The following is a 20,816-nucleotide window of genomic DNA, read 5'->3' as shown; positions in this document are numbered from 1 at the left end:
GGCGCCTGACGGGTGCAGGTCAGGAGGCGCTGCGACGGGAGCTGCGGAACTGGCTGATGCCGACGGCGAGCAGGAGGACGGCCCCGGTGGCCATCGTCTGGTAGAAGGACGGCACGGTGAGGATGGCCATCCCGTTGGACAGCGCACCGAGGATGAGGACCCCGATGAGCGTCCCGGGGACACCGCCGACGCCTCCGGAGAGGCTGGCGCCGCCGAGGATGACCGCCGTGATCGACTGCAGCCCGCTGCCGGTGCCGGCGGTACCGGACCCGGTGAGCAGCTGGCTGGCCAGCACGGCGCCGGCCAGGGCGGCGAGGGCACCGGAGATCACGTAGACGCTGATCGTGACGAGATCGACCCGGATGCCGGCCAGGCGTGCGGCCTGCTTGTTCCCGCCCACGGCGTAGAGCTGCCGGCCGTAGGAGGTGTAGCGGAGGACGGCGAACATCACGAGCGCCAGCCCCAGGAAGATCCACACGTGGTTGTTGATGTCGAACAGCGACCGCCGGGTGAGGATCCCGTCCGTGACGTCCTCGAAGGGCACCTGGACGCCGTCCGCGAGGGTGAGGGCGAGCCCGCCGGTCACCGACAGGGTGCCGAGGGTGGCGATCAGCGGGTTGATCCGCGCCTTGGCGATGAGCAGACCGTTCACCACACCGCACACGGCGCCGAACGCGATGACGACCAGCAGCGCCGTGGGCACGGAGTAGCCGGCGTTGACCAGGAGGGCGAATGTCACCGCGCCGAGGGGCACGATGCCGCCGACCGAGAGGTCGAAGCCGCCCGAGATGAGGGCCAGCAGCTGCCCCATCGAGACGATGCCGATCACGCCGACGTTGACCAGGATGTTCAGCCCGTTCCTCGTGCTGAGGAAGTCGGAGTCCTGCGAGGTGAAGTAGGCGGCGATCAGGACGAGGAACGCGAAGAGCAGCAGCGTCTGCAGTGCGCCGTCGCTCATCGACAGCCGGCGCGTGCGGCTCGCGCCCTGCGTGCCGGTGGCCGCACCGACCTCCGGGGCGGGGGTGTCGGTCGTCGAGCTCACTGGGGACCTCCTGCGGCATGCAGCGCTTCGGACTGGGACGCGAGGCTGGGGCGGGCGATCTCGTGGACGACCTGACCGTCCCGGATGATGAGCAGGCGGTCGCTGAGTCCGACGGCCTCCTCGATGTCCGAGGTGACCAGCAGCTGGCCGGTCCCCTCGTCGGCGAGCGCCCGCAGCAGACGGTGCAGCTCGAGTCGGGCGCCGACGTCGACGCCGCGGGTCGGCTCCTGCAGGACCAGCACCTTCGGCTTGACGGCGAGCCGGCTGCCGACCAGGACCTTCTGCTGGTTCCCGCCGGAGAGCTCGCCCACCGGCTGGTTGAGGCTCCGGGCGCGCAGGAGGACCTGCTGGGCGAGCCGGGCGGCCAGGGCGGACTCCCGCCGGCGCCGGACGATGCCGAACCTGGTCAGCGAGTGCAGCACCGTCAGGGACAGCGAGGAGACGATCGGCATGATGGAGACCAGTCCCTGCGACTTCCGGTCGGCCGGGACGTAGGCGATGCCGGCGCGGCGGGTGGTGATCGGGCCGGTGATCCGCTTGATCTGACGGCCGTCCACGACGGTCGAGCCGCTGACGTCGTCGTGCAGGCCGCCGAGCGCCTCCGCGACGGTCTCGGCCCCCGACCCGCGGACCCCGTAGAGCCCGACGATCTCGCCCGCGCCGACGGTGAGCGACACGTCCCTGAGCGTCGGCGTCCGTTCCCGGTTCCATGCGGCGAGCTCGAGGACCGGGCGGGTTGCGGGGCGGTCCTCCGCGGTGAAGTCGGCCTCCTCCGGGGGGCGCCCGAGCATCTGCTCGATCACCTCGTGCGGTGAGGTGTCCTGCACCGGGGTGGACTGCACCAGCCGGCCGTTGCGGAGGACGTGCGCGGTGTCGCACGCGCGGAACACCTCGTCGAGGCGGTGGCTGATGTAGAGGATGGCGACGCCGCGGGCAGCGAGGGTGCTGGTGAGCTGGAGGAGCTGGTCGCTGTCGCTCGAGGAGAGCGCGGCGGTGGGCTCGTCCAGGAGCAGGATGCGGGAGCGCCGGGCGAGCGCCTTGAGGATCTCGACCTGCTGCTGCTGCGCCAGGGGCAGGGAGTCCATGTCCCGGTCCAGCGGCAGGTCGAGGTTGAAGGTCCGGGCCTCCTCCTGGGCCCGTCGGCGGATGGCCCGCGGGCTCGTCGCCCCCAGGCGACCGGGCACCCGCCCCAGGCAGATGTTCTCCGCCACGGTCAGCCGCGGGACGTAGATGAGCTCCTGCGGCATGAAGGAGATCCCGTGCTGGATCGCCGCGCGAGGGCTGCTCAGCGGGACCTGCCGCCCCTCGACGGCGATGGTGCCCCCGTCCGGGGTGATCGCACCGGCGAGCAGCTTGGCCAGCGTGGACTTGCCGGCGCCGTTCTCCCCGAGGAGCGCGGCGACCTCACCGTGGCGGAGCGAGAACGAGACGCCTTCGAGCACTCGCTGGCGGCCGTACTGCTTCATGAGTCCGTCGACGGACAGCGCGGCGGCTTCGCTCTGCATCGCACCCCCTGTGGCTCGATGGGGCAAACGTAGGGCTGGCGGTTCGACCCGATCTACGTCGAGTCGGACGAAGGTCGTCCATCTGATTCGTCCTGCCGGACGAAGAACGTGGGGCTGGGGTGACGTGGAACGTAGGCGAAGCACGCCTGCAACACCCGGCATGAGGAGCTCGCACGGCACCGCTCCTGATGGCAGCGCCGGAACCAAGTGACCACGCAGCTGATCGGCGGGGGTGGCGTCCCCGTCTGGGGTGTCGGTCCAGGTCACCGTTCGCGTGGCTGATCACGCGAGGGGGCCATCGCGTGATGGTCTTCCGCCTCGGCCACGAGAAGGTCAACGGACGACGGGTCGGTGTGTGGAGCGGGTGACCGGGATCGAACCGGCATGGCCAGCTTGGAAGGCTAGTGACTCCTGGGGCCATACTCGCTGGTCAACGGCGATTCAGGCGGGTGTCGTGCCTTCCGCGTGCCTCACAGCGCCACATGGCCGGTCATGGGACTTGCGGCTCGCCTGGGCGGCCAGGCGGTCCCCGCGTGGCGAACGTCGATCCGGCGGATCGTGCGTGGCATGGGGTTCATGGTCGCGGCCGAGGACGGAGGATGCGCGTATCGTTGTGATCGCCGGCATGCGCCGGATCGCGGCCTTCATGCCCGCCCTTCCTCGACCAGATGGAAGCCGAGGCGGTCGACGCTGCGGGCGGTGTTGGACAGGACCACCGCCGCGGTGCCCCGTTCCGGAGCGAAGCCGGCGAAGGCGCGGAAGCCCCACGTCCCGCCGCTGTGCCAGACCACCCGCGGGTGCCCACGTCTCGCCAGGACGACCCAACAGAGCCCCATCTGCAGTCCTCGCCCCAAGGGTGCGTGAGGCCGCTGGGCGAGGTCCAGGGCGCGGCCGAGCGAGCCCTCGGGGGCCTGCAGGCAGGCGCCGAGGAAACGGAGCATGTCCTCGACGGTGGAGCGAAGGGCGCCCGCCGCCGGCATGAAGTCCTCGATCGGCGGCCGCGGGCGGCCGCGGGGGGAGTGCCCCTGGAGAAGGCTGTGCGCCCGGCCGGGCGGAACGGTGACCCTGGTGTCGCTCATCCCCAGCGGCGTCAGCACGCGCTCGGTCACCAGTTGCTCGTACGACGTCCCGGCGCGGGCGGCCAGCGCGTCACCGAGCAGGCCAACGGCCATGCTGGAGTAGCCGACCCGCCCCCGGGGGCGCGTCGCGGTGACTCTCGAGCCACCAGGGCGTGGTAGTCGGCCTCGCTGATCCCGGCCCACGGATCCCGTCGCCCGAAGCCGAGGGCATAGGTCAACTCACGGCGCGACAGACCTTGGGGGTATTTGGCAACCCGCTGCGGTGAGTCGCCAGTTCCAGCAGCGTGGGTGCCCGGTGCCGCCACGCCGGCTGCGGGCCGGGAAGGTGCTGGGACAACGGGTCCTCCAGGGATACGTCCCCGCGCAGGACCATCTCGGCGAGCAGCACCCCGGTGACGGCCTTGGTGACCGAACCGATCTCGAACAGCGCCGAGTCGTCGGGCGCGCTGCCCTCACGCGCCCATCCGCGGGAGAGTCGCCGGCCATCGGCGAGGACGCCGGCCACCACCGCATGGTGCCCCTTGCGCCCCAGGTCCTGCAGGCGACGGTCGAGGTCCGCGACGACCGCGCTCACGGCTCGCGCCCCGTCCCGAGGAGGCCGCGGCCGCGGTGCTTGTGGTGCACCGCCTGCTTGGAGACCCCGAGCTGCGCGGCGACCTCGGCCCACGAAAGGCCCTGGTTGCGGGCCCGGCGGACCAGCTGGGCCTCCATGCGCTCACTTGTCCGGCGCAGCTCAGCGGCCGCCCGCAGAGCCACCCGTGCATCCCCGTCACCGGCAGCCTGCGCCGAGGCCATCAACTCGTGCACCACCATGGCAAGCACCTCGATGAGCGTCGTCACCCAATGTTGACGACAACGTAGATCCGGCAAGACGGTCCGAGCTCCGCTTCCGGCTGCCACCCCCGGCCGTAGCTCCCGCCGTGCCTGTGCCGCGAGTGCCCGAGGCGGCCCCGTCGTCGGCGTGGGTGACGGTCATCGACACGGGCGGCCGCCGCTGTGGCGCAGCAGCATGTAGCGGTAGAGCTGGGTACCCGGCGGCGGTCCAGGTGATCGTCGGGAGATGCAGCCTCAAGTGCACGCGCGGCGGGGCGTCCCCGAAGGTCGGCCTCGTCGAGGAGCTCGTCATGCGATTCTTCGCCGACTTGCTCGTACCTCGGAGGCTCGTACACCTCCAAGCGGCCTCGGCGGGTTCGCGGGGCGGATGCACTGCCGAAGCTGGGCGGCGACCCGCTGCGGTCCTTGTAGTTGACCCAGCGCAGGCTGGCGCGGGTCAGGTTCACGATGCAGGTCTGCACGATGGTGTCCGGCCGGACGGCGGTGATCGCCTCGGGCAGCCGGGTGAGGCCGTCGCCAGACCACGATCGGGACGCGTCCGACGCCGCGGACCTTGAGTTCGTTCATCACCGGCAGCCAGACCTTCGCGCCGTCGGTCGCCAGCCAGATGCCAGGACTTCCTGCTGGCCGTCGGTGTCGCCCCCGACGGCCAGGCGCGCGGCCTGTTGCGCACGGTGCCGTTGTCGCGGACCTCGCGGACCACCGCGTCGAGGAAGCTCACCGGCCACATGCGGTCCAGCGGGCGGGACTGCCACTCGCCGACTCCTCGAGCACCGAATCGGTGATCTTGGAAATCGGGTCCGGGCTGACCGTCACGGCGTAGATCTCGGGAGGCGTGGGCCCTCGGGTTCTCGCCCTGGCAGGTCGTCAGCAACTACGCGCTGAGGGGGCCGATACGGGCCGTACTCCTAGGTGTGGGGAGGGGCTCAGGTTCCCTCACTTACCAGGCGTCCCGAGGGTCATGCGCCCAGCTGCGTGTACTGGTCCCCCTGGAGTCATTCGGGACTCAACGACGCACTTTCCGACCACCGGTTGACCTTCTCAACACGTTCTTAGAGCTCCGCGTCGATCCACTCCTGCCGTTCCGGATTTGCTATCCCCAAGTCGTCGACGGCTTCGACGATGGTGTCGTTTTCGCAGATTTTGTCGACGAAGAAGTCCCTCCAGAACGCGCCACGCACCTTGGCTCGTTGTTCCGGCGGAGAGTTGACGACCAACTGCTTGATGTCCGGATACCGCACCGGGGTCCACGAGGCACCCGGCAGCCTGTCCAGAAGCAGCAATTGCCGTGCGAGATCGATCCGCCAGGTCACCACAATCTCCAGCATCGTCGGCCACAGTGGGTTGACCAGGCGCCTGAGTCGGGTGCCGAAACGTTCGTGATCGATGAACAGCGCTTGTTCGTGAGGAGTGAGGCGACGCAGCGTCTCGACGATCGGTCTGTTCTCCTCGACCGAGCCGTCGGTCAGCGCCTCAAAGCTGTGCAGATTGGGGCGTGTATTGACGGCGGCGAGCCGTGTGCCATCGACGTACCGCGCCGCCGGCGGCGGCGGCTCTGCCGGGATCTCCCCGGTCACCTGCAATGTGCTGAAGAGGGCACCCAGTCGCATCCCGTAGCGCCAGCGATCAGCGGGAGTCACCAGGTTGCCGGTGAAAGGCGGAACGTCGTTGACTCGACGGCCCGGGCCGCTGAGCGCGCGCTCGGTTATCTCGTCCTCGACCCACCAGGCGCCGACGCCACTGCGGAAGTTCGCTCGGCTCGCCAAGCTGCGCGCGAGTTGCAGATCGCGTGCCGGCAACAGCTCGTAGAGGGGCTGAATGAGCGACTGCTCCTCGGACAAGATCTGCGAATCCCAGTCGATGGCGGCCTGATCCTTCAGCTTGTCGGACCTGATCGACAACGCATGAAGTTTGGGTAGCACATCGTCGAAGATGACCTGGTTGCCCAGACGCAGCATGCTCTGGAACCCATCGGTCACCAAACCCAATAGCTTTCCGGATTCGCTCGACGGATTGCTGCCGATGTACGCCTGTGTCGCGACGACGCTGGCCGCCAGCGGCCACCGCACCTCGTGGCCGAGCCGTTGGCATTCGTCGTAGAAGAATCGGTAGAAATCTGCACGCTCCCCGACCTCCCAGTAGACCCCGGGAGTTAGATCGGCCAGGACCTTGCGGTGGGCTTCGTCTCGAGCGCGCTGGCTCTGCTTGGCGGCCGCCAGAACGACCTGCTGTGTGCTGATGGCCGCGGCGAGCGCAGGGTTGGTCATGGTGACCCCTTCATGTTCCGCCGTCCGGCCCGACGGGTCGCTGTGTGCCTTGGTGCTGTCCAGCCCTTCAGTTTTTTTCGGTCCCGTGGTTCAGTCAAGGCCCCGTACAGTCGGCAGGCAGGGGCTCGCCGATGACCGAGAGTGCGCAGGCGCGCCTGTTTGCCGAGCTCGCGAGGTGGGCCCAGCCGCTGCGCCTCGTCGCCGATGATCCTGTCTCGGCCCGCGGTGAAGTGTTCGCCGCGTTGGGTTGGGCGCTGGATGGCCAGCCGACCGAAGTGTTGGAGCAGCTCGACGAAGCGCTCGGGGCGCTTGCGACGGCGGCTGAGGTAGCCGGCGAGCTCGCCGAGTCGCCCCCCGAGAGTCTGGAGGACCTCGCCACCGCGCTGCATTCCGCGGCAGGACTGGCAGGCTCGCTGTCGGATCTACCCGCCCTGCTGACGCGACTGCCCTCCGAGCTCATCACGGATCTTCCTCAGCGGCTGTTGGAGCACCTCACCCTGCGGTGGCTGTACAGCGCTCATCCGCTGGCTGCCGCTGTCCTCGAGGTCCTCACCTTGATCGAGCCGGGCGGCCAGCGGCCCAGCGAACCCGAGCTGCGTGACGGAGCCCGCCTGATGCGCATCTCCGGCTCCCGGGCGCGGCTCGCCCTGGACCAGGTCGGAGACCTGCTCCGTGATCCGGCCGACCATTTTCGTCGCTATTATCTTGCCCCGGGAACGTCCGGTGAGTGGGACTCGGCCGCGGCGGCGGCACGCCTGTTCCCGCGCCTGGCCTCCCTTCTTCGCGCCTTGCACTTCAATGCCTGGTACCCGCCGCCGTTGGCGGCCGGGGCACCGCCCGAGGAGGGTGCCTTCGCCGCCCGCAGCGTCCTGACCACCGGCATCTCGGGCTTCGACAGCGCAAGCTTGATCGTTTCGCTCGCGGGACCGGACGCGGGTGACCTGGGCGTCGTCTGCGCTCCGTTCGGTATGGCGACGCGCGATTTCGAGGCGCGCGACTGGCAGGTGCGTGTGACCGTGGGTGTGTCGGTTGCGGGATTCGCCTTCGGACGCAATGGACTCGTCCTGCCGGCCGGCGACTCCGGCACGGTGCAGGTGGAGGTCGAGGCGGCCAAGACATCGGCGGCGAGCATTCCGGCCGTGCTCGTCGGCAGCACGACCGGCACCCGCTTGGAGATCGGTTCACTCACACTGGGAGCGGCGGCAAGGCTCGGCGACGGAACCGATGACGTGGCCCTGAGAGTGGAGATCAGGACAGCGGCCATCGTCATCGCCGGCGGCGACGGTGACGGCTTCCTCGCCCAGGTGCTCCCCGCGGAAGGGCTACGGGCCGCCTTCGAACTGGTGGTCGTCTGGTCGCGCCGCACAGGACTGCACGTGCGCGGAGCGGCTGGGCTCGAGGCGACCCTGCCGGTTCATCTGGACCTCGGGCCGCTGAAGGTCCCCTCGATCTTCGTGCGGCTGAGCGCAGGCGAGGACGGGATCCGGGTCGCGGCGGCCGCCACGGCAAGCGTGATCCTCGGCCCGGTGCGGGCCACCGTCGAGCGTGTGGGCCTGGAGGCCCTGGTGACGTTCCCCCCGACCGGCGGCAACCTCGGACCCGCTCAGTTGGAGCCGGGGTTCAGGCCGCCGGACGGCGCCGGGCTGGTGATCGAGGCCGGACCGCTCGTCGGCGGCGGGTACCTGTTCTTCAGGCCCGCGGCAGGCGAGTACGCCGGTGTCCTGCAACTGGAGTTCAAGGGCATCGCGCTCAAGGCCGTCGGGATCATCACGACCCGGATGCCGGACGGGTCCGAGGGCTTCTCGCTGCTCCTGATCATCTCCGCCGAGTTCACGCCGATCCAACTGGGCTACGGGTTCACCCTCAACGGCGTCGGCGGGCTGGTCGGCGTCAACCGCACCGTCGTGATCGACGTGCTGCGTGCGGGTATCAAGACCGGCGTCCTGAACTCCATCATGTTCCCCACCGACCCCGTGGCCAACGCCCCCCAGCTCATCGCCGATCTCTCCGCGGTGTTCCCACCCGCGCCGGGGCGCTTCGTCATCGGCCCGATGGCGCGGCTGGGCTGGGGCGCGCCGACGCTGCTGACCTTCGACCTCGGGGTGATCCTCGAGCTGCCCGCTCCGGTCCGGCTGGCCGTGATGGGCCGGCTGCGGATGGCGTTGCCCCGGGACGAGAGCGCCATCGTCGAGATCAACATGGATGTGCTCGGCGTCGTGGACTTCGAGCGCGGCGAGGTCTCGATCGACGCATCCCTGTACGACTCACGGATCGCCGGGTTCACCCTCACCGGGGACATGGCCTTGCGGGCCGGCTGGGGGGACCGGCCCGGCTTCGCCCTGGCCGTGGGCGGGTTCCATCCCCGGTTCCAGCCGCCGCCGGCCTTCCCGAAGCTGGCCCGGCTGGCCCTGAGCCTGTGCACCGGGGACAACCCCCGGCTGCGTCTCGAGTCCTACCTGGCGCTGACCTCGAACTCCGTGCAGTTCGGCGCCCGGCTGGAGCTCTACGCCGCGGCGCTCGGGTTCAGCGTCGAGGGGATGCTCGCGTTCGACGCGCTGTTCCAGTTCGACCCGTTCCTGGTGCTGGTGGACATCGCGGGGTCGGTGTCGCTGAAGTTCGGATCGCGGGTCCTGATGGCGATCAGCGTCCAGCTCAGCCTGTCCGGCCCGTCGCCGTGGCGGGCGGTCGGCCGGGCCCGCTTCCAGATCCTGTTCCTCTCGGCCGAGATCGGCTTCGACGTCCGGCTCGGAGCCGGCGCACCGCCGCCGCTGCCGGCGTCCACCGACGTCGAGGCCCTGGTCGAGGCCGCGTTGCGGGACCCCCGGAACTGGAGCGCCCAGCTCCCCCCCGACGGCGAGTCGTTGGTGACCTTGCGCGAGATCCCCGCGGCCACCAACATGCTGCTGGTCCACCCGCTCGGCGTGCTCGCCCTCACCCAACGCGTGGCGCCGCTGGGGATCGAGCTCCAGCGGTTCGGCACCTCTAGGGTCACCGGCGCCACCACGATGAGCCTCGGCCCGCTCCGCGTCGGCGCCACCGAGGCGGTCACCGAGCCGACCGAGGAGTACTTCGCGCCGGCCGAGTTCCTCGATCTCACCGACGACCAGAAGCTGTCCCAACCGTCGTTCGTGCGGTGGGTGGCCGGGCGCCGCGTAATGGTGGCGGGTGTGGACCGGGACACCAGCCCGCCGGTCGAGGCCGTCCTCGCGCCGCGCACCGTCGTGGTCGACGAACCGGACGGTCCGGTGCGGAAGGACCTCCCGGTGCCGGTGGACCCGGACACTCTGCGGAGGACGATGGCCGTTGGCGCGGCCGCCGACGCCCTGACCCGCCGCACCGGTCCGGGGCGTTTCGCGGGCCCCGTACTCGACCTGCAGGTGCTCGGATGAGCGGCCTGACGTTCCTGTCCTGGGCACGGGGTGGGCCCCGGCTCGACGCGGCGACCGAGGATCCGCTCGACGGCGCACTGCCCGGCCACGGCGCGTTGACGCTCGGGGTGAGCCTCAACGCGCGGCCGGAGATCGCGCTGCCCGCCCGGATGTACGGTCCGGGCGACGTCACCGGGCTCGATCCCCGCCAGATCATCCGGACCCACCCGGCGGCCGGGGCGGACGCGGAACCGACGTTCTTCCCGCTCGTCGAGTTCGATCGCCCGGATCTGCCGTGGCTGCTGACGCCGGCGAGGGCCCGCGGCGGAGAGCGCCTGCGTCCCTGGCTGGTGCTGGTGGTGGTCGACGCGGCGGAGGCCACGGTCGGACCCGAGCCGAACGCCCTCCTGCCCGTGCTGCGCTGCCCTCTGCGAGAACTGCCGGATCTGCGCGACTCGTGGGCGTGGGCGCACGCCCAACTCGCCACGGACGGCGATCTCAGCCGGAGCACGCTCGACGCGCTGCTCGCCGGGCCGCCCGAGCGCTCGCTGTCCCGCCTGCTCTGTCCCCGGCGACTGCGCACCGGGGAGCGCTACCTGGCCTGCGTCGTGCCGGCGTTCGAGGCCGGCCGCAAGCGGGGCCTGGGGGTGCCGCTGGAGGCTGCCGACGAGAACAGCCTGCGGCCCGCGTGGAGCGCTGACGGTCAGGACGGCGGCAGCGAGATCGCCCTCCCGGTCTATCACCACTGGGCATTCGGGGCCGGCCCGGAGGGGGACTTCCTCGCCCTGGTGCGCCGGCTCCGACCGCGCGCCATGCCGGACACCCTCGGGCTGCGCCCCGTCGACGTCAGCCGGCCGGCGCAGGGGTTCCCACCGGTCGACCCGCAGTCACCGGCGGCGGTGCTCGGGTTCGAGGGTGCCCTGCGCGGGCCCGAAACGGTTCCCTCGGTTTGGCCGGCGGCGGCCGCCACCGCCTTCGCTGAGGCGTTGGCACCGCTACTCGACCACCGACCGGGGAAGCTGGCGGCGCCCCTCTACGGCGCCGGCCCGGCCGGTGTCACGGCCCTCTCCAAGGCGCCCCGGTGGATGCGCGAGCTCAACCTCGACCCGCGCTCGCGCGCCGCCGCCGCATACGGCGCCCAGGTCGTCCGGCAACAGCAGGAAGCGCTGATGGCCGCGGCCTGGGCCCAGGCCGCGGCGGTGGCCCGGACCCGGGAAACGCTGCGGCAGGGCCAACTGGCCCGCACCGTCGGCCTGCCGGCGTACCGGCGGCTGGCCGCCGACGACGGGGTGGGCGTCGAGCGCCTGCTGCAGATCAGCGAACCCGCCCACGCCGCCCTCGCCGTCGACGCATTGGTAGCGCCGAACGCCGAGGTCCGTGCCGCGTTGTCGCCCGCCTTCCGCCGGGTGACCAGGTCGTCGTCGGTGCTGGCGCGGCGGGCCGTCGCGGCGGCGGAGCCGTGGGCACCGCCGATCAACCTGTTGGCCGGCCGGGACCTTACGGTCAACCCGGCGTTGCGGCCCGCCCCCGGCATGGTCGCCCTGAAGGCGCTCAGCGGCGGTGAAGGGGTGCGGGATCTGCGGGCCGACCGCATCAAGGAGCCCTGGTGGGTGCGGACGGAACCGGTCGTGGCGGAGCGACCGGAGCCGTTCACCCCGAACCTCCTGCACGTCGGGGCGGCCATGCCCAACCGGGTCTTCCTGGTGACCGAGACCGGGCGGCTGCTCTCCCGGGTGGACGCACCGGTGGCCTGGCACGACCACGGCCCCCCGCCGGGAGGCATCGCGGTCGACCAACCGGTCGCCATCAGCGACCTGCATGCCTTCGTCCGCACGGCGGACGGCCGGGTCTGCTCGCTGCACTGGGACGGGGACCGGTGGGCGTGGCTGGACCACGGGCGGCCCGACGGCCACGTCGTCGGCGGCCCGCTGCTGGCGCTCGCGCGAGGCTCCATCCCGATCGGGAACGGGCTGTTCCGCTCCGGCACCTTCTACAGCGTCTACGCGACCGCCGCCGACGGACACCTGTGGGACCTCTCAGGGAGGGACGACCGCTGGGGCTGGTCGGACCTGGGCACACCCCCGGGCACCGGCGCGACCGGAGCGGTCGGCGGTTCCGGCTGGGAACTGATGGTGCACGGCCAGAACGGCCAGGTCTACCGGCACAGCTACGACGGCGGGTGGAGCTGGACGCAGATCGCCTTCGCCGGCGTGGCGGTCGACCCGTCGACCCCGCCGACGACGTTCGGCGGCCTCGTGCTGATCCGGATGGCTTCCGGGGGGCTGAGCTACCCCCTGAACCTGGGGTTCATCTCGATCTGGATGGACTACGGCGCTCCCGAGCCGGTCGGCAGGCTCCTCGGGGCGGGCGACGAGCTGCTGGCCGTGGGCACGTCCGGCCGGCTGCTGCGGGCTCGCGTGCAAGGCGACGGCTCCCGCGCCTGGGACGTGTTCGATCCCGGCGGCCTCCCCGCCGGGGGCTGCGCGCTGCGCTCCGGGGAGCTCTGGGCCGCTGTCGCGGGCGGGCTGTCCGTCCTCGGTCCGGGCGCGGCACGGTGGGAGCACCGGGGCTCGCCGCAGGCCGCCGGCAGCGGGGACCCCGACGCGCTACCCCCGCAGCGGTCGGAGTGGCGCGGGGTCGTCGGGCTTATGGGCCACCTGGTGGTCGGTCAGCTGGAGGCGCCGGGGCCGAACAGCGCCACCCAGCTCTCGATCGGCCGCGACCTGGGCTTCGCGGGGGAGGTCCGCGGCGGGTGGGCGACACCGGCGGCCACCCCGACCGGGACCGCGGACCGGACGCAGTGCGCCGGACTGGCCCTCACCGATCTCGCCGGCGACGGCAGCCAGGACGTCCTCCAGCTGCGCATCGACGAGGTCGGCTTCCTCGGCAACCTCGGTGTCTGGCGGATCGGTCGGACCGGTGCCGCGGGGGAGATCACCTGGGATCCGCCGGGGCAGGACCGCCGTACCCCCACCCCGATGAGCACCACGACGGGGTCGAGCGGCGCGCTCACCATGCGGTACGACGTGCAGGCCTGCGACGTCGCCGTCGGCGACCTCGACGGCGACGGGCGGCCGGAGCTCGTCCTGGCCTACGTCTCCGGCATCCCCGACCAGGAGCGGATCTACTACCGGATCGGCTGGGGTCTGGACGCCGCGGGAGCCGTGACCGGCGGCTGGACCGAGTCGGAGGAGATCCCGTGGCCGGGCCGGCCCGTCGCCGGCCAGCCCGGCGCGCCGCGCGTCCTCGGGCTGGGCCTCGCGCTGACCGATGTGGACAACGACCTGCGCCCCGAGCTCGTCGTGCTGCTCGTCGAGCAATTGCCCGCCGGGATGCGCACGGCCTACCGGATCGGCTGGCGGATCAACGGCAGGGGCCGGGTGGTCGGCGGCTGGAGCGACGTCGTCAGCGTCGGCGGCCCGCCCGTGTCACCGACCGTCCGGGGGGCCGGCCTGGCGGTCGCGGACTTCTCCGGCAGCCAGTCGCCCGATCTGGTCGTCGCCCACGTCGAGGGCGTCCCGGGCGCCACCGCGGTGGGGTACCGCGTCGGTCTCGACCTGGGGGTCGACGGCGTGGTGCGCGAATGGGTGGGGGTGTCGCCGGTTCCCGTGGCCGGGGGAGCGGCCTCGACGCTGGCCGGTGTCGCCGTGGGAGACCTGCACGAAGGGCTCGCGCTGACCGTGCGCAAGCGCGAGTTCGCGGAGGCGTTCGGCGCCGCCGCCACCGCGCACCAGGAGATGATCGAGCGCGGCCAGGCGATGACGCGCGCCGACGAGGAGTCCGCGGTGCCCGCGCAAGCCGTCGCCGCCGCGGTCCGGCAGCGGCTGGACCCGGGGCTGACCGTGCCCGCCCGGGTCATCGAGCGGGTGCGGGGAGTGGACTTCGCCGGCCTCCCGGACACCGCCGATCCCCTCGATCCGCTGGTGGTGTCGCCGAGCTTCCCCCAGGCCATGTTCGCGCCGCTGGCGGAGCTGTCGCAGGACCTTTTGCTGCCCGGGGTCGACGGCGTGCCGACCGACACCTTGACCCTGGTCCGGGCGAACACCACGTTCATCGAGGCCTACCTGGTCGGGCTGAACCACGAGTTCGCCCGCGAGCTGCTGTGGCGCGAGTTCCCGGCCGACCGGCGGGGGACCTCCTTCCGGCAGTTCTGGGACGCGCGCGGTGGGGACCCGGCCCGTGGGCCGCTTGTGGACATCCCGCCGATCTCCACCTGGGCGGAGGGCGACCGGGGCCTGGGCGCGCACGCCATGGCGGTCGGCGGCCCCGACATGGCGGTCCTGCTGGTGCGCGGTGAGCTGCTGCGCCGCTACCCGAACGCCCGCGTCTTCGCCCGGCGGGCGGCCTGGCGTGGGGGGCCGGACCGCACGCCGCGAGTCCTCACCGACGAGGTGGTCGGGCCGCAGTTCCTCGCCTCCCTCCCGCCGGATCTGACGTTCTTCGGTTTCCCGTTGACCGTCGCACAGGCCCGCGGCAGCGACACCGACGCCGGCTGGTTCTTCGTGCTCGCCCAGCATCCGGCGGCGCCGCGCTTCGGCATCCCGGACCCGCCGGAACGCGACGCCGTGTTCGCCGCGGCCCCACTGCACTGGCAGGCGCTGGACTGGGCCCGGTTGGCGGCCGACGCGACCGGCCTGGCGCAGCTCCGCTACCCGCCGCTGAACCCGCCCTTCGGCTCCGTCACCCTGCCGGACCACGCCGACGGCGGGGCTCACGAGTTCACCTGGCCCCGCAACAGCGCTCACCTCGCCCACATCACCGTGCGCCGCTCGATCGAGGTGGCGGTGCACGCCACCGACCTGCTGCCGGCCGTCGCGGACGACTGGCAGGTCACCGGCGTGCGGCTGCGCGACGACCCCGACCCCCGGCTGCGGGTGACCGACGTCGGCGGGAACCAACCCGACGGGCGACCCTGGCGGCGGACCGTCGAGCAGGTCGTCGAGGCCCTCCGCCGCCAGGAGCAGTTCTGGCTGCGCGACGGCGCGGACACCCGGTGGGAGGTCCGGGCGGCGCAGACCGTCGCCGGGGTTACGTACCTGACCACCGCGGCCGACGACGACCAGACCCACCTCCTGCTGTCCCTGCCGGTGTTGCCCGATGCCTGAGTTCGCGCTGCCGGCCGACGTCCCGGTCGCCCTGCTCCCGGTGCGGCTGGAGACCCGCTTCGCGGGGACGACGTTGAAGATCCGGGTCTTCCCCGACCAGATTCATATCGACACCCACGAGGCGGACCTGACCGCCGAGGAGCGGGCGGCCGGCCGGCAGTACTGGAACGCGTTCTGGACCGCCGCCGACGACGCCGCCGAGCAGGCGGCCTGGGACACCCTCGCCCTCCGCTTCGGAGCCGAGCGCGGCTCGTGGATCGCCCGCGCGCTGCGGCCGACCAATCCGCAGCAGCGACCTGCCACGCCGCCGCAATTCCCGGTGCTCACCGAGCCGCCACCCGAGTCCGCGTGGACCCGTGCGCCGCTGGCCCGTGCCCTGCCCACCCGGTGGCGCGCCGTCGGGATCCCGATCGGCCACGAGCAGCTGCGGGCCCGCGCGGACGGGAACGAGATCGCCCCCGACCTCGCAGTCGGCCCGTCGCCCCGGTTCGACGTCGGCGCCTCCCCCAACGACGCGCCGCCGGTCGACGACGCCAGCCGTTGGCTGGTCGACTTCGACGCCGCCGAGGCCCGCGGGATGGCGCTGACCCTCGCACCGCCCCCAGACCTGCCCGCCGGGGAGTTCCGCGGCTACCGCCGGCTGCTAGTGTACGGGCTGCTCGAGACGGCGGACGGCCAGGTCGGTGCGCGCACGTTGACCGAGCTCCTCACCGCCCACCACCACACCCACGGGTTCACCTACCTGCCCCAGGGCGTCGCCACCAACAACACCCGCGGTTCGCGAGCGGCACCGTCCCGCCGGGACCGTGCGTATCGCGATGCCCATCGCCCCGGTCTCACCCCGCCGCCGCCGGTGGCCGCGGACGCGAACGCGGCGGTGCTTACCCGCGCCCTCGGCCTGCCGCTGCACCCGGCGCTCGCCGAGGCACCCGGTGCGCGCGACCGCGAACAGCCCCGCGCCCGCTGGATGCAGACCGCGCTGTGGCAGCTGACCTGGGGATACTTCCTCACCACGATGATCGGGACGGCCATCCCGGACGCGGAGGTGCGACGGGTCCGCCGGCACGTCCTGGACCACGTGCGCCCGGCCGGCCCGCTGCCGGCCCTGCGGGTGGCCGGACAGCCCTACGGAGTCCTCCCGCTGCTGGCCACGTCGGCGTACACCGAGCGGGAACGCACCCCGCGGACCGCCGACGTCCTGGGTGCGGGCACGCTGGACCTCCTGCAGCGGCTGCGGGCCCGGATCTGGGAGCCCTCGATCGCGTCGGTGCCGCGGGCCGCCGACCGCAAGGGGCCCGAGACGGTCGTGCGCATCCTCGGGATGGGCGCGCACGCGCAGGCCTACTACGCGCGCAGCCTGCTCGGGATGGACTACATCGCCTACCTGTGGCGCTTCCTCGACCCGCCGCTGGCCCTGGGCGCGGACTGGCGGACCGACCTGCTGTCCGCGACCGCGCGGCTGGGGCAACGCCTCGACCTCGGCCCGTGGGAGCCACGGGTCGGGCGCAACGTCTTCGCCGACGAGTCGTTCCGGATCCCCGGGCCGATCGTCGAGGCGCCCGGCGCGACCCCGGCGTCCGCCTACCTGCGCCGCCTGGCCGCCCCCGACCTTGGCCAGGGTGCGCTCAACGCCGCACTCGACGTCGACGCCCCGGCCGGCACGCCGCTGCTCTACCGGTTGCTGCGGCACGACCTGTTGCTGGAGCACGCCGCCGCGGCCGAGCGGGTCCGGCAGCGGGTCGGACGGCCGCCCGCCGACCCGGAACCTGAGCTCGTCGACATCGTACCCGGCCCACCGACCGACACGGTGTGGCGGCGGCTCGGCGAGGACGCGCGCTGGGCGACCTCGATCGCCGACCGCACCCCCAACCAGCACTGGGACCTGCTGGCGGGGGCGTTGTACTTCCTGGGCTTCGCGCAGTGGGAGGCGGGGGATCGGGCGGGCGGGGTGCGGTCGTTGCGTCGTCGGGTGGGGGTGTACGAGCGGTTGGCGGCGGCGGATCGGCCGGAGGCGGAGCGGCTGCGGTACCGGCCGTTGGTGGGGCAGGCGTTGGTCGATCTGACCGGCTTCCGGCAGGAGGATCCGGCGGGTGCCGTGGTGGCCGGGCGGCGGGCGGTGGAGGTGATGGCGGAGCTGGCCGGGGTCGTCGATCTGGACGACGTGTCGGGGGTGGTGCCGAACCAGCACTGGGACCTGTTCGCGGGGGCGTTGTACTTCCTGGGCTTCGCGCAGTGGGAGGCGGGGGATCGGGCGGGCGGGGTGCGGTCGTTGCGTCGTCGGGTGGGGGTGTACGAGCGGTTGGCGGCGGCGGATCGGCCGGAGGCGGAGCGGCTGCGGTACCGGCCGTTGGTGGGGCAGGCGTTGGTCGATCTGACCGGCTTCCGGCAGGAGGATCCGGCGGGTGCCGTGGTGGCCGGGCGGCGGGCGGTGGAGGTGATGGCGGAGCTGGCCGGGGTCGTCGATCTGGACGACGTGTCGGGGGTGGTGCCGAACCAGCACTGGGACCTGCTGGCGGGGGCGTTGTACTTCTTGGCGCACGCCCAGCGCGACACCGGGGACCGGGCGAGTGCGCTGACCTCGATGACCCGACGGGTCGGGGTGTACCGCCGACTGGTGGCGCCCGACCGCCCCGCCGCCGAGCGGGAACGCTACCGCCCCGTCCTCGCCACCGCGCTCGTCGAGGAGGAGAGCTTCCGATGACCACCGTGAGGAGGTGACCCGATGCCCCTGCCCGCGCCGGTGCCGGGTGACCACCCCATCCCGGCCGACTACGACCGTGACGGGGTGGTGGACCCTGCGGTCTGGCGATCGAGCGACGCGACGTGGTACGTCGAACCCTCCGCCGGCGGGCCGACCTGGGCCCGCGCCATCGGGTCCGCCGACACACCCACCTCGCCCGGCGAGGCCGCCGAGCTGAGCGTGCTCTCGGGCGCGTTGTCGACCCTCATGTGGGAGCTGTGGCGGACCGGGGCCCGGACGGAGGCGGTGACGGCGGCCCGGGCCCGCGTCGCCGTCCACGACCGGCTCGCCGGCGCCGACCCGGACCGGTTCCGCAGTGCGCTGGCCCAGGCCCTGATCGACCAGGCGCAGTTCCGGACCGCCGATCCGGCCGGCGCTGTCGCGGCCGCACAGCGCGCGGTGACGATCATGCAGGAGCTCGCGGGGATGGCCGGCGGCGACTACGAGGCGCCGGCGAGCGAGCGCCTGGACGCCTACGTCGCGCGGGCCGCCGGGCTGGACCCGGCCCTCGACGATCTCGTGGAGACCCGAGCGGCCCTCGCCGCACTCGCCGACGTGCCGGCGGAGGATCTCGAACGGCTGATGGCGCAGACCGTCGACCTGGCGTCGCACCGCCTCGACGCGTGGATCACCTCGTTCGCCACGCAGCGGCTGAGCTGGCTGCGCCGCCCGGGCGGCCCCGCCGCGGGCGCCGGGCTGGGGCTCGGCGGCTACGTGTGGGTCGAGGACCTCGAGACTCGTGCGGCTGCGACGGAAGCCGGTCCGGTGCCCGACGAGCCCGGTCCTCTCCGGCAGGACCCGCTCGGGGCCGGCTACGTGCACGCCCCGTCGGTGGCGCACGCCACGACCGCGGCCGTCCTGCGGGGCGGGTACCGCGCCTACGCGCGCGACGACACCAGCCCGTTCGCGATCGACCTGCGGTCCCACCGCGTGCAGCTGGCTTCCTGGCTGCTCGACGGCGTGCGGAACGGTCAGCCGCTGGGTGCCCTGCTGGGCTACCGCGTGGAGCGCGCGCTGCACGAACATCCCCGTGTGGGGTTGGCGGCGTTCCTGCCCGCGCTGCGCGACCTGTTCCCTCGCCGGGCGACCGCGGTGTCGGCCGAGGAGGGAACCACGGGCCCGGCCGTCACGGCCGAGGTGCTGGACGGGCTGGCGCTGCATCGCGCCTGGTCGGAGGACCGGCTGAACCTGCAGACCGATCTCGGTGCGACGCACGCGGACGACCGCGCGGCCCTCCGGCAGGTGCTGACCGTTCTCTCCGACACGGTCGACGCGGTGTCCGACGCCCTGCTCGCCGAGGGCGTGCACCAGGTCGTGCAGGGCAACCCCCTGCGCGCCGGCGCCACCCTCGACGCCGCCGACCGCGGGGAGGCTCCACCGCCGGAACTGGACGTCGCCCGCACGCCGCGCACCGGAGTGGCGGTGACCCATCGACTGCTGGTGCTGCTCACTGACGGGGCGGCACCCGCCGACTGGCCGCTGAACCCGGACGTCCAGGCCCGCGCCACCGTCGCGCCGGAGCTCAACGCCTGGGTGGCCGCGCTGCTGCCGGCACCGGACCGGGTCCGGTATCGGGCGCAAGCCGTGCGAGCACCCGGGGGAGACGTGGTGCGGCTCGACGATCTCACCCTGGCCGCGCTGCGGGTGTCACCTCTCGATCTCCTCGCCCTGCCCGATGCGGACGACGACGCGGCGCCGGCCGAGCTCACGGCGCGGTTGCAGGCCGCGGTGCGGGCCCGGCCGGACATCGGGCAGACCGCCGAGGTCCGACTCGACCTCACCCGGGACAGCTCCTGGGACGTCGACACCGTGAGCGTCGGCGAGTTGCTGGACCTCGTCCGTGGCGTCCGGACCCTGGTCGGCGGCGCGCGTGCGCTGGCCGGGCCGGACCTCGACACGCCCGACGCCCCGCTCGTCGAACCGGCCGTGGATGCGGCCCTGGCCGCCCGGGCCGCCACCGCAGCGACCCTGTTGCAGCGGGCCGAGGCCGACCTGGCGCCCGGAGCCGACGACGCCCGCCTGCGCCGCGGCTTGATGCGCAGCGCCCACCTCGGCGTCCCGGCCGCGGTACCGGGCGCCGGGTCGTTGCGCGACCAGGCCGACGTGGTGGCGCAGGAGCTCGCCCGGCGGCAGGCGGCACTGGCCCAGGTGACCGCGGACGGCGTCCAGCCCGACATCGACCGGCTGCGGGCGGTGTTCGGCGCGGCGTTCACGGTGTTGCCGACGTGCGCGGTACCGCCTCCCTTCCGGACCGCGCTGGCGGGCTCGACCGCGGCGCAGGGCGGCGACTCCCGGGCCGCTGCGGGATGGCTGCACCGCGTGGCCCGGGTGCGTCGCGGGGCCGACCGGTTCGTGACCGCCCTGAGCTGCGCCGAGGCATGCGACACCGGCGCGTCGCTGCGGCTGTCCGTGGTCCAGCTCCCCCACGCCGCGGGCGAGCGCTGGCTCGGTCTCCCCCTCGCCGGCGAGCCGCCGGGCAGCCGCCTGTCCCTGCTCGTCCACGCCCCGGACGGAGCCGGCGGCGACTCGGCCGTCGGGCTCGTCGTCGACGAGTGGACCGAGGTCATCCCGTCGACGGCCGAGACCACCGGAGTCAGCTTCCACTTCGACGCACCGGGCGCGTCGGCGGCGCAGGCGGTGCTGCTGGCGGTGAGCCCGGACGAGCGCGGCCGGTGGAGCACCGAGCTGCTCGAGGACACCCTGTTCGAGGCCCTCGCGCTGGCCCACCTGCGCACCGTGGACCTGGAGGCACTGCGCCCCACAGAGCCCGACGCCATGACCGACGTCGGGCAGCTGCTCCCGGCCGCCCACCTGGCGGCCAACGTGGAGGTCGGCGACGCGATCGCCACCGACCTGACCCGCGGAGGCGAGTGACG

The 20,816-nt window shown here is 73.0% G+C and carries 11 protein-coding genes; 4 read left to right on the top strand and 7 right to left on the bottom strand.

Features of this window, described 5'->3' with window-relative positions; translation table 11 throughout:
- Positions 1–19 precede the first annotated feature (19 nt).
- The 7 genes from HL189_RS10465 to HL189_RS10435 all read right to left on the bottom strand — a co-directional run bounded on the left by HL189_RS10465 (position 20) and on the right by HL189_RS10435 (position 6,727).
- Complete coding sequence (locus HL189_RS10465; protein WP_369133627.1) at positions 20–1,042, bottom strand: ABC transporter permease; 1,023 nt, start codon at positions 1,040–1,042, stop codon at positions 20–22.
- A complete protein-coding gene (locus HL189_RS10460) occupies positions 1,039–2,547 on the bottom strand; it encodes a sugar ABC transporter ATP-binding protein (protein WP_369133626.1) in 1,509 nt (502 codons plus the stop codon). Before HL189_RS10460 ends, HL189_RS10465 begins: the two co-directional genes overlap by 4 nt.
- A 644-nt stretch (positions 2,548–3,191) precedes the next feature.
- Positions 3,192–3,809 (bottom strand): serine hydrolase domain-containing protein, encoded by a 618-nt coding sequence (locus HL189_RS10455; protein WP_369133625.1) that lies wholly within the window; start codon positions 3,807–3,809, stop codon positions 3,192–3,194.
- 31 nt (positions 3,810–3,840) lie between these two features.
- A complete protein-coding gene (locus HL189_RS10450; protein WP_369133624.1) occupies positions 3,841–4,200 on the bottom strand; it encodes a serine hydrolase in 360 nt (119 codons plus the stop codon).
- Positions 4,197–4,421 (bottom strand): helix-turn-helix domain-containing protein, encoded by a 225-nt coding sequence (locus HL189_RS10445; RefSeq protein WP_369133795.1) that lies wholly within the window; start codon positions 4,419–4,421, stop codon positions 4,197–4,199. The genes HL189_RS10450 and HL189_RS10445 overlap by 4 nt, the downstream gene beginning before the upstream one ends.
- A 481-nt stretch (positions 4,422–4,902) precedes the next feature.
- On the bottom strand, positions 4,903–5,190 hold the full coding sequence (locus tag HL189_RS10440) for a hypothetical protein (RefSeq protein WP_369133623.1): 288 nt from the start codon (positions 5,188–5,190) through the stop codon (positions 4,903–4,905).
- A 322-nt stretch (positions 5,191–5,512) separates the two neighbouring features.
- The gene (locus tag HL189_RS10435; protein ID WP_369133622.1) at positions 5,513–6,727 is read right to left on the bottom strand and encodes a hypothetical protein; all 1,215 of its coding nucleotides are present in this window, start codon (positions 6,725–6,727) and stop codon (positions 5,513–5,515) included.
- 131 nt (positions 6,728–6,858) lie between these two features.
- Between HL189_RS10435 and HL189_RS10430 the strand changes: the two genes are divergently transcribed.
- From HL189_RS10430 to HL189_RS10415, 4 genes are read left to right on the top strand one after another with little or no spacing between them, the layout of a single operon-like run.
- The gene (locus HL189_RS10430; RefSeq protein ID WP_369133621.1) at positions 6,859–10,116 is read left to right on the top strand and encodes a DUF6603 domain-containing protein; all 3,258 of its coding nucleotides are present in this window, start codon (positions 6,859–6,861) and stop codon (positions 10,114–10,116) included.
- Positions 10,113–15,200, top strand: coding sequence for a hypothetical protein (locus tag HL189_RS10425; RefSeq protein ID WP_369133620.1), 5,088 nt, complete (start codon positions 10,113–10,115; stop codon positions 15,198–15,200). The genes HL189_RS10430 and HL189_RS10425 overlap by 4 nt, the downstream gene beginning before the upstream one ends.
- Entirely contained in the window at positions 15,193–17,901 is a 2,709-nt protein-coding gene (locus HL189_RS10420) for a hypothetical protein (RefSeq protein WP_369133619.1), read from the top strand. Before HL189_RS10425 ends, HL189_RS10420 begins: the two co-directional genes overlap by 8 nt.
- A 21-nt stretch (positions 17,902–17,922) precedes the next feature.
- Positions 17,923–20,814 (top strand): hypothetical protein, encoded by a 2,892-nt coding sequence (locus HL189_RS10415; RefSeq protein WP_369133618.1) that lies wholly within the window; start codon positions 17,923–17,925, stop codon positions 20,812–20,814.
- Positions 20,815–20,816: the final 2 nt, after the last annotated feature.

It is taken from the genome of Modestobacter sp. I12A-02662 (assembly GCF_041028325.1).
Classification (GTDB): domain Bacteria; phylum Actinomycetota; class Actinomycetes; order Mycobacteriales; family Geodermatophilaceae; genus Modestobacter.
Note: the sequence above shows the minus strand (reverse complement) of the source record. Positions and strands in the feature narration are given on the sequence as shown.

Excerpts from the sequence above, each read along its gene's own strand:
- HL189_RS10440 (WP_369133623.1), bottom strand. The coding sequence starts at position 5,190 with ATGTGGCCGGTGAGCTTCCTCGACGCGGTGGTCCGCGAGGTCCGCGAC.
- HL189_RS10430 (WP_369133621.1), top strand. The coding sequence starts at position 6,859 with ATGACCGAGAGTGCGCAGGCGCGCCTGTTTGCCGAGCTCGCGAGGTGG.
- HL189_RS10445 (WP_369133795.1), bottom strand. The coding sequence starts at position 4,421 with ATGGCCTCGGCGCAGGCTGCCGGTGACGGGGATGCACGGGTGGCTCTG.
- HL189_RS10425 (WP_369133620.1), top strand. The coding sequence starts at position 10,113 with ATGAGCGGCCTGACGTTCCTGTCCTGGGCACGGGGTGGGCCCCGGCTC.
- HL189_RS10420 (WP_369133619.1), top strand. The coding sequence starts at position 15,193 with ATGCCTGAGTTCGCGCTGCCGGCCGACGTCCCGGTCGCCCTGCTCCCG.
- HL189_RS10415 (WP_369133618.1), top strand. The coding sequence starts at position 17,923 with ATGCCCCTGCCCGCGCCGGTGCCGGGTGACCACCCCATCCCGGCCGAC.
- HL189_RS10435 (WP_369133622.1), bottom strand. The coding sequence starts at position 6,727 with ATGACCAACCCTGCGCTCGCCGCGGCCATCAGCACACAGCAGGTCGTT.
- HL189_RS10460 (WP_369133626.1), bottom strand. The coding sequence starts at position 2,547 with ATGCAGAGCGAAGCCGCCGCGCTGTCCGTCGACGGACTCATGAAGCAG.